The 13,847-nt window shown below is 33.9% G+C and carries 16 protein-coding genes; 13 read left to right on the top strand and 3 right to left on the bottom strand.

All coding sequences use genetic code 11. From position 1 onward, the window contains the following. The first annotated feature begins 61 nt into the window (after positions 1–61). Positions 62–628: an RNA polymerase sigma factor gene (locus tag AMET_RS23400; protein WP_012065639.1), complete on the top strand. Its 567-nt coding sequence runs from the start codon at positions 62–64 to the stop codon at positions 626–628. Continuing rightward, positions 615–1,337, top strand: coding sequence for a hypothetical protein (locus AMET_RS23395; protein ID WP_012065638.1), 723 nt, complete (start codon positions 615–617; stop codon positions 1,335–1,337). The genes AMET_RS23400 and AMET_RS23395 overlap by 14 nt, the downstream gene beginning before the upstream one ends. Positions 1,338–1,365: 28 nt before the next feature. Here AMET_RS23395 and AMET_RS23390 read toward each other — a convergent pair whose 3' ends face one another. Continuing rightward, entirely contained in the window at positions 1,366–1,875 is a 510-nt protein-coding gene (locus tag AMET_RS23390) for a hypothetical protein (protein ID WP_041721250.1), read from the bottom strand. 294 nt (positions 1,876–2,169) lie between these two features. On the opposite strand from AMET_RS23390, the gene AMET_RS23385 reads away from it, so the two are divergent. Beyond that, positions 2,170–2,508, top strand: a complete 339-nt coding sequence (locus AMET_RS23385) for a hypothetical protein (protein WP_012065636.1) — start codon at positions 2,170–2,172, stop codon at positions 2,506–2,508. A gap of 425 nt (positions 2,509–2,933) precedes the next feature. Here AMET_RS23385 and AMET_RS23375 read toward each other — a convergent pair whose 3' ends face one another. Beyond that, positions 2,934–3,314, bottom strand: a complete 381-nt coding sequence (locus tag AMET_RS23375; RefSeq protein WP_012065635.1) for an SHOCT domain-containing protein — start codon at positions 3,312–3,314, stop codon at positions 2,934–2,936. Positions 3,315–3,801: 487 nt separating this feature from the next. Between AMET_RS23375 and AMET_RS24655 the strand changes: the two genes are divergently transcribed. The 3 genes from AMET_RS24655 to AMET_RS26090 all read left to right on the top strand — a co-directional run bounded on the left by AMET_RS24655 (position 3,802) and on the right by AMET_RS26090 (position 5,949). Further along, positions 3,802–4,662, top strand: a complete 861-nt coding sequence (locus AMET_RS24655) for a DUF6973 domain-containing protein (protein ID WP_012065633.1) — start codon at positions 3,802–3,804, stop codon at positions 4,660–4,662. Positions 4,663–4,744: 82 nt separating this feature from the next. Then, complete coding sequence (locus tag AMET_RS23365; protein ID WP_012065632.1) at positions 4,745–5,134, top strand: hypothetical protein; 390 nt, start codon at positions 4,745–4,747, stop codon at positions 5,132–5,134. A 647-nt stretch (positions 5,135–5,781) separates the two neighbouring features. Continuing rightward, positions 5,782–5,949 (top strand): hypothetical protein, encoded by a 168-nt coding sequence (locus AMET_RS26090; protein ID WP_157047340.1) that lies wholly within the window; start codon positions 5,782–5,784, stop codon positions 5,947–5,949. Between the two features lie 324 nt (positions 5,950–6,273). On the opposite strand, the gene AMET_RS23360 is transcribed toward AMET_RS26090, so the two are convergent. After that, positions 6,274–6,867 carry a helix-turn-helix transcriptional regulator gene (locus AMET_RS23360; protein WP_049765322.1) on the bottom strand — a complete coding sequence of 198 codons (594 nt, stop codon included), beginning with the start codon at positions 6,865–6,867 and terminating at the stop codon, positions 6,274–6,276. A gap of 86 nt (positions 6,868–6,953) precedes the next feature. Here AMET_RS23360 and AMET_RS23355 point away from each other — a divergent pair, with 86 nt between their 5' ends. The 7 genes from AMET_RS23355 to AMET_RS23325 all read left to right on the top strand — a co-directional run bounded on the left by AMET_RS23355 (position 6,954) and on the right by AMET_RS23325 (position 13,757). Then, on the top strand, positions 6,954–7,457 hold the full coding sequence (locus AMET_RS23355; protein WP_198135472.1) for an iron chelate uptake ABC transporter family permease subunit: 504 nt from the start codon (positions 6,954–6,956) through the stop codon (positions 7,455–7,457). Positions 7,458–7,475: 18 nt separating this feature from the next. Then, positions 7,476–7,835, top strand: a complete 360-nt coding sequence (locus tag AMET_RS23350) for an ABC transporter substrate-binding protein (RefSeq protein WP_049765321.1) — start codon at positions 7,476–7,478, stop codon at positions 7,833–7,835. Positions 7,836–8,065: 230 nt separating this feature from the next. Continuing rightward, positions 8,066–9,880 (top strand): MutS family DNA mismatch repair protein, encoded by a 1,815-nt coding sequence (locus AMET_RS23345; protein ID WP_012065630.1) that lies wholly within the window; start codon positions 8,066–8,068, stop codon positions 9,878–9,880. Between the two features lie 266 nt (positions 9,881–10,146). Then, on the top strand, positions 10,147–10,776 hold the full coding sequence (locus tag AMET_RS23340) for a TetR/AcrR family transcriptional regulator (RefSeq protein WP_012065629.1): 630 nt from the start codon (positions 10,147–10,149) through the stop codon (positions 10,774–10,776). Positions 10,777–10,848: 72 nt separating this feature from the next. Then, on the top strand, positions 10,849–11,703 hold the full coding sequence (locus AMET_RS23335; protein WP_012065628.1) for an ABC transporter ATP-binding protein: 855 nt from the start codon (positions 10,849–10,851) through the stop codon (positions 11,701–11,703). 1 nt (position 11,704) lies between these two features. Further along, the gene (locus AMET_RS23330) at positions 11,705–12,748 is read left to right on the top strand and encodes an ABC transporter permease (protein ID WP_012065627.1); all 1,044 of its coding nucleotides are present in this window, start codon (positions 11,705–11,707) and stop codon (positions 12,746–12,748) included. A 13-nt stretch (positions 12,749–12,761) separates the two neighbouring features. Next, positions 12,762–13,757, top strand: a complete 996-nt coding sequence (locus tag AMET_RS23325; RefSeq protein ID WP_012065626.1) for an ABC transporter permease — start codon at positions 12,762–12,764, stop codon at positions 13,755–13,757. Positions 13,758–13,847: the final 90 nt, after the last annotated feature.

Genomic DNA, 13,847 nt, shown 5'->3' with positions numbered 1-13,847 from the left:
AATTGGAAATTATTCTCCGTTTTTGTTTGCCAAAATCTCTCCCTTTTATTTTACCAGTTACATGGAAAAAGTGATTAGTTCTAAAGAACATATAAAGCTACAAGATACAACCGAAGATGTTCAGTACTCAATGTATAAATTATATTATAGAGATGTCTATAGAACTGTATACTACATAACAAAAAACAAAGAGCTATCTCAGGATCTAACAAATGAAGCATATTTGAAAGCATACGATAAATTAGAAACACTTGATGATATCAATAAATTCAAACAATGGATTTGTATCATTGCTGCAAACTTAGCAAAAAATCATATTAGAAAACACAGTAAAGTAATTTCTTTTTATCCTATGGAAACACTAGCAGATGATCATATGACAGAAGACATTGTGATTGAGAACATGGACAAGGAAGAACAAAAAGAAAAATTGCGAAATTCATTAGAACAGTTAGATCCTGATGCTAAAGAGATCATTACTTTAAGGTATTATCATCACCTAACATATGAAGATGTGGGAAAAGCATTGTCCTTAAAGCAAGGAACCGTGAAATCTAGGTTAAGAAGGGCTAAGGACAAACTCATTAAAATATTCAATTCAGAGGGTGAAGAAAATGAGAAAAGATAAATTAGATCAATTAGATACACTCATAACTGAGGTTTTGGAAGAAGAAATGAATGCTATTGATATTACCGATGAAGAGATTGAACAACAATGGTTGAAATTACAAGAAAAATCTAAAAAGAAAAAGATTCCCATAAAAACCAATTACAAAAGGGCAGCTATAATTATAATAGGAGTGCTATCAGGATTTACACTATTAAATTTAGCTGATATTGAGATCTCTGCTTGGAAAATTCCTGGGATAACCAATATTCTAAATGCTAGTGATAAGGGTTCCTCTATTGAGCATAACCTATCTGTTGGTGGTGGGCTAGAAGTACTTGAGGAGGAGCGGATTCTAACAAACTCTATTGAAGAAGTAAGACATATTGTATCCTTTAACTTTAAAGAGCTTCCTTATCAGTTGGAAGATGCCTTAATTGAAGGTCCATTTGACGGGGCAGAAATTCTAGACTTAAACTACACAACTAATCAAGGTAGAATAAGTCTACAACAAATGAGGCAAGGGCTTGAATTCACTCAATCAATTAACGTTAACCCAACTAGCGAAATTTTAGAGATACTACTGGATAATATTCCCTACACCATTGTAAAAGTTACTGAAACTCATACTAAAGTAGTTTGGTCTTCATTTGGGATCAATCATACCATGGATATTTTTTATGCTATTGAAATTGAAGAAGTTAAAGAAATAATAAAGGCAATGGAATAACTCCATTGCCTTTATTATGCAGTAAGGATTAATAGGTATTAGCTACTGAAGAATACGTAGAAATTCTTTCGATTTGCCCCCCCACTGTAGCTTCATGTATTACCTGAAGCCTATATCTAGCCCCTACTGGAACACTATAGCTTCGGGTTACCTGTGAGTAGCTAGCATTATTTAAAGTGTTAGATATAGTGTGGATACTTACCCATAACCTTCGAGATTCATCATACTGTTGAAGGTACATTATAGTATTGATGGTGTCAACATTTTGGCCTGTTCTTGTATAACCCAGTCCATCTAATCTACCAGAACCTAGATATCTTAGGGTTGCTCCATAATCATTTAAATAGTTGTGTTGCTGACTAGACTGGTTAATTATAAGTTCATGAGCCACTGTCCCACGTTTTATATCATCAAGACTAATCACCTTAACATCTTCATCATTGAAACCAGGTTCATAGTTTTTCTGACTTGCAGATACAAAACTTACTGATAAAAGTAAAGTTACAACAACGATAAAAAAGAATACTGTTTTTTTCATTAGTTCAATTCCTCCTTTGATATGTTCTAACAATAAAAACACCTACGCTTTTAAAAAGTTCCATTTTAATTTTGTTTGGAACTTTTTTTACTTGGGGTGTTTTATTAATGAAAGCAGAAATATTCTAACTATTTCAACAAAGGAGGAAAAAAATATGCATATCAGATCACCGAGCATTGAATAAAATACTTACTACCCTTGGCAGCTTTTTAAGTGCTTTCATAAGAATTGTAAAGTATAAGAAAATAAGATCAAACAAAAGAAAATCTAAATTATACAAGGAGGTAGTTAATTTTGAAAAAATCATTAAATAAAGTTATAGGTATAACTTTGGCTTTTATTATGGTATTTTTAATTGCTCCAACAAGTGTTTTTGCATATGATGATATTAGTTCATTTGAAATAGAGCAATCTCAGCTAGTTAAAACAAGAAATAATATTTTGAGCCAAGTAAGAGAACAACTCATTGAACAAGGTGCTATCGACCATTATCATCTTTATGAAAAAATGATTGATACGCAACTTGGTATAAATAATGAAGAGATTACTATATCCTCAGGATCTAGTGTGCGTTTGCCTAATGGTGGAGCTGTGTATTACTCAAATTATTTAAATACTGGAACAGAGGTTTGACAAAACTATTTTGATAAGGAAGAAACTCTTCAATACATATGGGGCGTGAATACGGTAAGACGAAGAATAATAAGTGACCTCATTCAACAAGGATTATCTATGATATGGTGGCCAATAGGAATACTTGCTGGTACTGCAGTACCGCATAGTGTCCAAGTCCAGATACGTAATGGGACCGACCAATTGATGTCAATGCATAGTGACGATGGGGATATGTCTAGTTCAATTTATCTTCATTGGTCGACAGCTCCAAATGTAACCTTTTACTCAGGAGCTCAGATATCAATTAAGTAAGTATGCAACAAAAGAGCAGTAATTGTATATTTTCTAGTAAAAATTAAACAAGTACCTAGAATCAAATTCTAGGTACTTGTTTAATTTAAAGTATTTTTAATTTATGTATTAACACTACATTATTATAAGATTCAAACCTCAAATTTTTCTATTGTTTCTTCTCTTTTTCTCTTATACTCTTCTTCTGTTAGAATACCTTCGTCCTTAAGATTTTTTAGTCTAGTTAACTCATTTTCTAGTTCAGATTTATTTATATTTAAAGCATTAGTATTAGCATTATTTTGAAAAATTTTGTTATTATTAATTATATACGCTAGACCACCAGTGCCTGCTATTGTTAAAATCGCTCTAAGTCCATATTTATGAGTTATACCTGCTCTTAAATTTGAAACCATTTCAGAAGCGTCCCCAAACCAAAGTTCAACCTGTTTAAGCTTCATAATCCAGAAATATATTATTATAGCTAAAACAATAATGCCAATCACAATAACTGTCTTACTATTCTTATTCATATCGAAAGCCTCCTTTTAAAACCGATTTATTTGTAGAACCTAAATTCTACGTCAACTTTAAAATCCCTTGTTCTTTTAAAAGTAATGTTACAGCAACTGTAAAAAAGAATACTGTTTTTTTCATTAGCTTCATTCCTCCTTTGATGCTTTCTAACAATAAAAACACCTTAGTCTAAAAAAGGTTCCATTTCTCATGGAACTTTTTTAAAACTAAGGTGTTTTAGTATTGAAATTCCATATTGTACACTTTAAATAAACAAAGAAGGAGGAAACATGAAAATAAGAGACCCTAGTACATTATACACAAAGGCTTACAGTAATGTCACAATATCAAATGAAAATTTTAAAAAACAAGTTAGAGTGAGCTTTTAATAAGTTGAGTCACGCATCTAGATGAACCTTAAAACCAGCAATCATTAAGAAAGCTGGGATAACTTAACTTTAAAGTTTTCGGGAAAACTATTAGATACTAAGGAGGAAAAATGAGATGATGAAAAAATCTTTATGCGTAATGTTGATAAGTGTATTATGTTTTGGGAGTATAGCGCCAATATCTGCACAAGAAATAGCTAATAATCAAATGAATTTTTCGAATGAAGAAAGTATTTCTACTACTGTTTATAATGGTGATCAAGAACAGTTTGGAATAATTGGTGTAGAGCTAATAGAATCTCAGGATACTAAGAAAGTAGACAAAAATAAAATACAAGAACATAAACAAAATGACATAAATAATATATTGACAATAAGTGATGAGTTTATAGATTATTTGCAGGATATAAAGGAAAGAAATCCAAAACTTAGTGATGAAAAATTAATTAGGCTAATAGATGAAACTCTTTCTTTAGAGAATGATATAATGGTAAAATCAATTATCTATCCAAGCGGTTGGTCAAATTTAACAACTGCAGAAAAAATTTTTATTGTTGCAAATCCATTGCTTGTAAATCCAATACAACTGGCTGTTAACGATGCAAATTATTGCACTAAACAATATTATGGCCATAATTTAGTAGGAGATCCTTCAGATGCATATAGGCATGCGGTATGGAACGCTTTAATGGCTAAATATATTGGAGCAATTACTTCGAAATCTACTGGTATTAGTAAGGCAGCGGCGTTTGCAACTGCTCATGAGGATTATCCTAGTTCCGTATTACAAGAAAAATCTAAAAATTCAAATGGTGTACTTGATGGATATACATTGCTAGATCATAAGGATATGGATTTATATAATAATAAAAAAGGGAGAGATATATTTGATTTGAATAGTACATTAGTGAGTACCGCTTTAGCTAAAAAGGTATATGATAACAGAAATAGCTTAAGATATTTATATACGTATTAGTATAATGTAAAAAAGTAGAATTATTTAACATGAGATGAGTAAGATTGTTATTTGTCTCATGTTTTTAAGGAGCGTTGCATATATGTCAACAAAAAAAATATTAATAATATTGTTTTTGAGTAGTTTAACTGTATTATTGGCAACAAAATACATGTTTTTTCAAAATAATGAAACTACTATTACCATAAGAAATCACACTAACGAAAACATAGAAAATTTAATTTTTAGCTCAAATGATAATGAAAAAGAGTTTAGTATCTCTAATATACAGTCTTATACTGATATCTCATTTGAATACTATGTAGGAGGATTTAATGAAAATGCAGTTAATTTGAAGCATATATCCGAGTCAGGAAAAAGTAAAAATTATAACATTATAGGTTATGTTTCTGAATTTTACTCTTATATATATATTGATATTACTTCTATTAGTCTAGACGGAGAATTAAATATACAAGTAGAAACACATTAATAGAAATTTTTTTAAAAAATAGTCATTTGCTAAGTGTATAGAAAGTGTAAAGCAGCGTCAATTTGCGAGTATTTTAGAGGTTTCATAGACGCTGATATCAATTTCGTAATCAAAAGAACCGTCCCATATTTCCTTGTGTTGCAAATGGCATAGTAACTATAAAGCTCAGAACTTCCACGAGTTCAACACAATGCTAAGTACGAAGCGCTTGGATCTAATCCAGACGCTTTAATTATTTTAAATACTATGGTTACAGCAGGCACTACATATACGCCTGATATTCAGTCTAATTTTTATAACATATCAAGCGATGGTCAGTCGGTATTCTTGGAAGGTTCTGGGCAAGTAGAGTATTATATAGTCATAGATGGAATAGGGTCTATAAAAAAGAATACATTACTATCAGTAATAGGTATAGGCTACGATAATTATTAATAACTTAACCGCGGACTAGGTTTGAATTTTTTAATACCGCAAATTAGTAATTGATTTTAAATCTGTAATCCAATATAACAATCACTAAATCCAATAATAACCAAACTCAAGTTATAACATTTTAGTTTGGTTATTATTGGTTCTTATATCTTCAAATATCTATAAATCATACAGTATAATTTCTAAATAACAAGTTAATTGGAGGTGTTGATATGGAAGTAGTTTGGACTCTCGTATTCTTAATCTTAAACATTGTATTCTGGATGGCAATAGTTTATTTAGCAATTAGATTACTAAAAAAATTTAAAAAAGATAATGAAAGATATGAAAAATTAGAAAAAGTTCTAGATTCTATTAACAAAAAATTAAATGAAAAGTGATTTTCACATTGTCTTTTTTATATTAAATTATTAACCTTATAGAGGTATATTTCTTTAGTATAATGAAGAGAGTAAAGAAAACTTTTTAGTATATAAAACCAGTGAGCTTATTTCACACAATCCCAAGTCAACACAATGGTAATTGTGTTGAACTCAGAGAAAGCAATAAAACATTTAAAAATACACAAAAAGGGAGGTTTTAGAAAAACTTCCCTGTTGTGTATTTTTTTAGTTCAACACATTACATAATTAAGAGGTATTATGTTGAATACAAAGTAGGAGGAAATTGTAATGGCGTTAGGGTAGGAAAGAAGTTAAACAAATTTAAAGCATAAGGGATATTTTTCTAAACTCTAAGGGCGTTTGATTAGCCAGCTTCTTAAAGGTCATCGTATAATAGCTTTGATTATTAAAGCCAACCGCCAGGGCAATGTCTAATATAGATAGCTTGTTTTCCGGTAGCAATTCTTTGCTTCTTTCTATTCTGATCTCATTCAAATATTGTGAAAAGGTTTTGTTGGTTTCTTTTTTGAATAAGGTACAAAAATAGCATCTGTTAATTTTTAAATCGTGAGCCAGTTCGGTTAAGGTAATGGGCTCGCTATACTTAGCCTGAATGTAATCTAAGGCTTTTTTTACATAAAGACCCAAGGGCATGCCGTGGATACCTATCTGTCCTTGGTGTATTTGAGTTGTATCTCTAACGAGGCTATGTAGTAGTGAAACTAAGTGTGAAATACAACTTAGCGGTTTATACAAGAGCGATTGGTCATTTCTTTGCAGTGATGAAGTATAAGGGCCCATAATGCAGAACCCCCTATTGGTATCGGTAGGATCTAGATAACAGGCTGTAAAGTAGGCATCTTTCAAATAAGATAGATTAACAAAAGGCTGGTTTTCTTCCTCTCCATATCCCATTGAACAAATCCCACATTCATTTAAATCAAATGCTTTTATTGGAATATGAGTAGCGTAGAAAAAGCTTTCCAGAGCCTCGGTAATCAATTACAACATTTTTTGCCTATCGGTATGATTTGGTCCAAAACATTTCGTCCTGGATGCAGGGGAACTTTTCACTGGTGATTAAAGGGAGGTATGAGCTTTTATACTTAAGTATTCCACTGGTGATCATTGCCTTCCTATATGCCAACAAGTTTACTGTGGCTGGTATGGGTGAGGATTTTTCCGCGAACCTAGGGCTCAATTACAATCAAGTTGTGAATATAGGTATTACCATTGTGGCTTTACTCTCTTCTTTGGTTGTCATTACCGTAGGGAGAATCCCTTTTTTAGGTTTGATTATACCTAATATCGTTACCATTTATCAGGGGGACTATCTAAAAAAGAATATTTTAACAACAGCTTTATTGGGAGCAGCATTCCTTTTGGCCTGCGATATACTAGGACGTTTGATTATTTTTCCCTATGAGATTCCAATAGGATTGATGGTTGGCGTAATAGGAAGCGTTATCTTTCTTTATTTGTTAATGAGGAGGAATGCATCATGACAAATACAAAATTTTGATATGGGAGAGCAGGTAGAAAGTGAGCTTATCAGTATCAATAATGCCCTTGAAGCTTTACATCAAGATGTGGTGGGAAATGGGAAAAATGCTTTGATTATCATGGCCAATCATGGTCAAAATGTTTCCTACGAATACGTATTGGAAATAGATCCAGATTATCTTTTTGTGATTGATAGAGCAGCGGTAACGGGTGGTAGTGTTGCTGCAGAACAAGTACTGGATAATGAGATGATTAGTATGACACAGGCATATCAAAATGACAAAATTGTGTATCTTAATTCTCAACTTTGGTATGTTGCTTCCGGTGGAATCACTGGAACAAATATGATGATTGAAGAGGTTCATGCAGCCATTAAGTAATGGTTTCAAATTTTATAATACAGAAAAAGATGCTCTTATGGGCATCTTTTTTCTGCATTGGCTAATAATTGGAATAAAAAGATAAATTTGATTATGTGGAACAATGATTTTGATTCTATGTCATAATATGATAAGTTATTTTAAAGGGAGTATATGCTAAGATAGGTAAGCAAGTGAACATTAATTATCTATAATAGTTAAGTGAATTAAATTGGAGAGGAGACTTTACTTTGCAAAACGTCAAGGCAATCTATGAAAGAAGAGTCAAATACTATTCCCAAGCATTTTGTAAGCTAGGAAAATCAATTAATACAATAGGAAATTTTAGGCTTTTGGCTGGAATAGTTGGTCTCATAAACGGAGGTTTTCTATTAGGATCAAGAAATAACAATCTTTCATTGATTATATTTATGTTGTCTGTAGGGGTGTTTATTTACCTGGTGAGGGTGTTCAATAGCCTAAAAATGACCCAACAATATATCGCCATGCTAGAGAAAATCAATGGACAATCCATTCAAAGGGTAGAGGGAACGTGGATAGACCTTGAAGACCGAGGTGATGAATTTAAAGATGAGGAACATCCTTTCAGTAGTGATCTAGACATATTTGGAAGGGGATCTCTTTTCCAATGGGTCAATCGATGTACAACATATGTAGGCAGGGTTAGACTTGCCAGATTATTATCAGAACCGGAGAAAAACAAGGATGTAATCAACCAAAGACAGGAAGCTCTTCAGGAACTATCAAGGAAACGATGGTGGCGCCAAAGACTTCAAGCAGAGGGGATGCGAATAGAGGATAAAAGCCATGACAAAGGAGGACTAATCAATTGGGCGGGGAGTAGAAATGAAGTCTATTCAAGACCTTGGTTAGTCATGGGGATGAGGGTACTACCTATGGTGACTGTCACCACCTTTATTGTGAGCTATTTTACTGATTTTTTACCTGTACAATCAGCTATGGTTCTACTGGTGCTCCACATACTGATACTTTTAATCAATGTGAAACAAAGAAGTAAGGAATTAAATCCAGTGTATCAATATAAAGATGCCATTAGGGTGTATACTCGGATGTTAGCCCATGTGGAAAAGGAAGGGTTTACCTCTGATTACTTGAAGGAGTTAAAGAATAGACTACGTGATAACAAAGGATTAAGCGCTGTTCAACAATTGAAAAGGCTGGAAGTCATTGCAGATAGAATTTTAAATCGAAATAACTTAATGTTTTTTCCAATTAATATACTAATACTATGGGATTACCAATGTATGATTGCCCTAGAAGCTTGGAAAAGACAATCAGGAGGACAAATTCAGGAATGGCTGGAGGTAGTAGGAGAAATAGAGGCATTATCAAGCCTTGCTAATATAGGACATGATTATCCACAATGGAGTATCCCAGAGATTGTAGATGAGCCATGGGTTTTTCAGGGCAAAGCAGTAGGGCATCCACTACTTACCAATAAACAGGTATGTAATGATGTAGATATTAAGGACCCATCTAGAATCCTACTCATTACGGGATCTAATATGTCAGGGAAGAGCACCCTATTGAGAACCCTAGGCATTAATTTAGTGTTGGCCTATATGGGGACCCCGGTCTGCGCTTCTAGTATGAAGTGCTCCCTCATGGAAATCCATACCTGTATGAGAATAAGTGATAATCTAGAAAAAAACATCTCTTCTTTTTATGGCGAGCTACTGAGAATAAAGAAAATTGTTAAGGCAAGCAAGGAAAATGAGCAAGTATTTTTTCTAATTGATGAAGTCTTTAAGGGGACAAATTCTCATGATAGACATATTGGCGCCAAGACTCTAATTAAACAGCTTTATGAGGATGGTGCCATGGGGTTAATCTCCACCCATGACCTTGAACTGGGAGAGATTGAAAAGGACAGTCATGGCAATATTAAAAACTATCATTTCCAAGAGCATTATAAAGATAATCAGATATACTTTGACTATAGGCTTAGACCTGGAATATCAACAACTAGAAATGCCCTATATTTAATTAAAATGGCAGGGATCGAAATCGACAGCCAAGGATAAGGTAAGAAACGATACAAGGTAAGAGCTCGTGTAATTGTGAAAAACAGATGCACGGGCTTTTTACATAAAAATTATCTTGACAGAATAACCATAGAAGCATACAATTGAAGAAAGGATGTGACTGGGTAGTCATATAATGTATTTTTCAGTGAAATAATGACCACACTAAGGGGGAATATTTTTTTAATATCAAAATGACTGGGTAGTCATAAAAGAAATTTAAATCAGAGTCTTAGCAATAGACCGAAGATACGAGGAGTGACGATATGCCAAAGCAAACATTTTTTAATTTGCCCGATGAAAAAAGAGAGCGGATCATAGGAGTTGCCATAGAAGAATTTTCAAAAAATAGCTTTGATAATGCCAGTATTTCTAAGGTAGCTGAACGAGCTAATATTGCCAAGGGTAGCTTGTATCAATATTTTGAGGATAAAAAGGATTTATATAAATTTATGATTGATATCGCAACACAGAAAAAAATGCACTATCTAAAGGATTGTCTAGAAGAGATGGATGAGTTACGTTTTTTTGAATTAATCAAAAAACTTTATGTAAGGGGAATACTTTTTGCAAAGGAGAATCCCCAGCTAGTGGGAATTGCTAATCATTTTTTAAAAGAGAATGATGTCAAGTTTAAGGAAGAAATTTTAGGAATGGGCCTTGAAAAAAGCAATCAATTTCTGGAACAGTTAATCGAGGAAAGAAAACAAAGAGGAGAGATCAATCCTGAAATTGACACGAAATTTGGTGCTCATATGATTTCTACGTTAAACACATCCATAGTAGACTATTTACTCAATGACATAAGATATGAGGAAATGATACAGGATGAGAGAAGGCTGTTAGAGATGGTGGATAAGATGTTATTTATTATTGAAAAGGGATTTACTGTATAAGAAGAGAACAATCGAGCCAGATGTGAGTTGGAAGTGAATAAAGCTTCATAATAAAAAGTAAGGGGTGAAGGTATGATTACAGTAAAAAATTTATATCATTCCTATACAAAGGATGAACACTATGCGGTAAAAGATGTTAGTTTTGAAGTGAATCAAGGGGAGATATTTGGATTCTTAGGCCCCAGTGGCGCAGGGAAATCAACAACACAAAATATATTAATTGGTCTATTATCACTTCAAAGGGGAACCGTTTTAATAGATGGGCAAAACATAGGAAATAAAAGCAAAACCCTATTTAATCATATAGGGGTATCCTTTGAACGACCCAATATCTATAAAAAGCTTTCTGGAGTAGAAAATTTACAATTCCATAGTGAGATGTATGATGTACCCACAGAGGATCCAATGGGGCTCTTGAAACGAGTAGGGCTTGAGGACGCAGCTCATCAAAAAGCAGGGGGATATTCCAAGGGAATGCTTCAACGATTGGTATTTGCAAGATCTATGATAAACCAACCTAAAATTTGGTTTTTAGATGAACCCACTTCAGGATTAGATCCCAATACAGCAAGTACCATCAAAGGAATCATTAAGGAAAAAAAAGAGCAGGGAACAACTATTTTTTTAACTACTCACAATATGCATATTGCTGAAGAAATCTGTGATCGGGTAGCCTTTATTACCAATGGAGAGATAAGCGCCATAGATTCACCAAGAAATTTAAAGCTAATTTATGGGGAACGCTTTGTAAAGGTGGAATATCTCAAGGAGGAAATACTGAAAAAAAGAAGTTATTCTTTGACCGATGAGAAAGAAAGACAACAGCTCAAGGAAATCATTGCATCACAACACATTGAAACAATGCATACCCAGGAAGCAACCCTAGAAGAAATATTTATAAAAATTACTGGGAAGGAGCTGAAATAAAATGAAGAGATTGGCAGGGCTCCTTAAAAAAGATTTTAAGATCGCCTATCGAAATTTTTTCTTTCTTATTGTCATGGTGGTGGCCGTGCTCCTAATTGGCGTTGTTCAGTTTCTGATACCGGAAAGCGTAAATACCAGTACGAATATCATCTATTCATTGGAAGATGAAAGCATTGAGGAATTTCAACCACTGTTAACCTATTTAGATGCACAGCCACAAAATAGTACAGTGGCTTCTCGAGATGAAATTGTCGCTTTAATGAAAGAAAATCAAAACACAGTGGGCTTACGACTCTATGAAATGGAGGGGAACCCTGCCTTTGAGTTGATCATGCAGGGTTATGAAAATCCACAAAGCCAAAGAGCCCTTGCATTAACAATTGAGGCCATTTTAGATGGAGAGACAATCAATGATCGTGGAATTGAAACAGTGATACTGAGGGATCAAAGAAGCTTAGGGGAGATACCATTTAATAAACAAATGGTGCCCTTGATTCTGTTGAATGAACCAGTTATGTTAGGGTTTATCTTTTTAGCCGCCCTCATCTTTATGGAGAAGGAAGAGGGAACCATTAAAGCCTATATGATCTCTCCAGGTGGCGTCGGGTTGTACCTATTTAGTAAGTTAGTATTAATGGTGGTGTTAGGACTACTTTCCACTATTTTAATTACCCTACTAACGGTGGGTATAAATGTGAATTGGCCTATGCTTGTAAGTGTTGTGGCAGCGGGAACTTTGTTTAGTTCCACCATTGCCATGCTACTGGCCAGCTTTTTTGACAATATTTCAAAGGCAATGATTTGGATCTTAGGGATTAGCTTACTGTTAACAGCCCCAATGATCTCTTACTTTACCCCAAGTTTTTCACCGCGATTAATCACCATGATACCCATATATAATTTGATGTTTGCCATTCGAGAGGCCATATTCCCAGTAGGAAACAATGCTGTTGTTTATGAGAGTCTACTGGTACTAACAGGGTTGAGTGGTATTCTATATGGTTTAGCATTGATGTCATACAAGAGAAATCTATTAAGGGACTAAGGGAGGCAATAATATGAAGAGAATCCTATCCATTTTCAAAAGAGATATGAAAAGTAGCTCTAGAGAATTTTTATTATTCTATTTGATGATTGCCCCGATCCTGATTGCCATTGGATTGAGGTTCTTTATTCCCAGTGTCAATATGATCTCCTATCAATTTGCACTAGATAATCAAATAGAACAAGGGGTGGTTGAGACATTTAAGGAATATGGAAGTGTAGCCCTTTTAGAGGGTAGAGAAGCCATAGAGGATCGGGTTGGAAGAGTAGATGAAGTGATTGGTGTCACCCAAGATCAGCAGGGGCATTTTATCATTGTTTTGGAAGGAAACGAAGGAGAAGGTGCACAATCTATTGCGCAACAAATTATTCATAGGGCCAGTGGAGACAGTGGAGCCTATGAAGTTCAGTTTAGTGATATAGGCAGTGGAAAGTCAGCATTCACAATCTATGGCGCAACCAGTGTGATTCTGATCGCCATCATGCTATCGGGAATGGTGATCGGTCTTAATATAATAGAAGAAAAAGAAGCGGGAACAATTGCTGCCCTCAGTACTACACCAATGAAGAATCTAGAGTTTATCATAGGGAAAAGTTTCATCGGTATGATCTTACCTATTATCGAGACATTTATCATACTGTGGATTTTAAATGTGACAGAAGTTAATTTTGCCATGATAACTTTAATGGTAATCGTCAGTTCTTTTGTTTCAATTATTTTGGGTTTTTTAATTGGTGTGTTAAGTAATAATCAAATTGCTGGAATCGCCAATATGAAGTTTTTATTCTTAATTGCATCAGCCTCCTTTTTAGGGGTGGTCTTGCTACCAATTAAACAACAGGTCTTTTTATATTGGTCCCCTGTTTATTGGACTGTTTTGGGATTGAGTAATGTGATTACCCATTCAGCCAGTTGGGGTGAGTTGGGTCAGTTTTCAGCATGGATTATTGGACTGACACTCATTATATTTGGCATATTTAGAAAAAAAATAAAGAGGGGATTAGCATAGGCCCGCATAAAGACAGAATGGGGGCCCGGAAAATTATTTTTGGGCCCCTACTGAATAAAGCAAAAAGTGCATTGATTGTTCAAATAAGGG

Source organism: Alkaliphilus metalliredigens QYMF (assembly GCF_000016985.1).
Taxonomy (GTDB): Bacteria; Bacillota; Clostridia; order Peptostreptococcales; family Natronincolaceae; genus Alkaliphilus_A; species Alkaliphilus_A metalliredigens.
This window is presented reverse-complemented; position numbering and strand designations above follow the sequence as displayed.

Excerpts from the sequence above, each read along its gene's own strand:
- AMET_RS23400 (WP_012065639.1), top strand. The coding sequence starts at position 62 with ATGGAAAAAGTGATTAGTTCTAAAGAACATATAAAGCTACAAGATACA.
- AMET_RS23395 (WP_012065638.1), top strand. The coding sequence starts at position 615 with ATGAGAAAAGATAAATTAGATCAATTAGATACACTCATAACTGAGGTT.
- AMET_RS23390 (WP_041721250.1), bottom strand. The coding sequence starts at position 1,875 with ATGAAAAAAACAGTATTCTTTTTTATCGTTGTTGTAACTTTACTTTTA.
- AMET_RS23375 (WP_012065635.1), bottom strand. The coding sequence starts at position 3,314 with ATGAATAAGAATAGTAAGACAGTTATTGTGATTGGCATTATTGTTTTA.
- AMET_RS24655 (WP_012065633.1), top strand. The coding sequence starts at position 3,802 with ATGATGAAAAAATCTTTATGCGTAATGTTGATAAGTGTATTATGTTTT.
- AMET_RS23365 (WP_012065632.1), top strand. The coding sequence starts at position 4,745 with ATGTCAACAAAAAAAATATTAATAATATTGTTTTTGAGTAGTTTAACT.
- AMET_RS26090 (WP_157047340.1), top strand. The coding sequence starts at position 5,782 with ATGGAAGTAGTTTGGACTCTCGTATTCTTAATCTTAAACATTGTATTC.
- AMET_RS23360 (WP_049765322.1), bottom strand. The coding sequence starts at position 6,867 with ATGGGATATGGAGAGGAAGAAAACCAGCCTTTTGTTAATCTATCTTAT.
- AMET_RS23350 (WP_049765321.1), top strand. The coding sequence starts at position 7,476 with ATGGGAGAGCAGGTAGAAAGTGAGCTTATCAGTATCAATAATGCCCTT.
- AMET_RS23340 (WP_012065629.1), top strand. The coding sequence starts at position 10,147 with ATGCCAAAGCAAACATTTTTTAATTTGCCCGATGAAAAAAGAGAGCGG.
- AMET_RS23335 (WP_012065628.1), top strand. The coding sequence starts at position 10,849 with ATGATTACAGTAAAAAATTTATATCATTCCTATACAAAGGATGAACAC.
- AMET_RS23330 (WP_012065627.1), top strand. The coding sequence starts at position 11,705 with ATGAAGAGATTGGCAGGGCTCCTTAAAAAAGATTTTAAGATCGCCTAT.
- AMET_RS23325 (WP_012065626.1), top strand. The coding sequence starts at position 12,762 with ATGAAGAGAATCCTATCCATTTTCAAAAGAGATATGAAAAGTAGCTCT.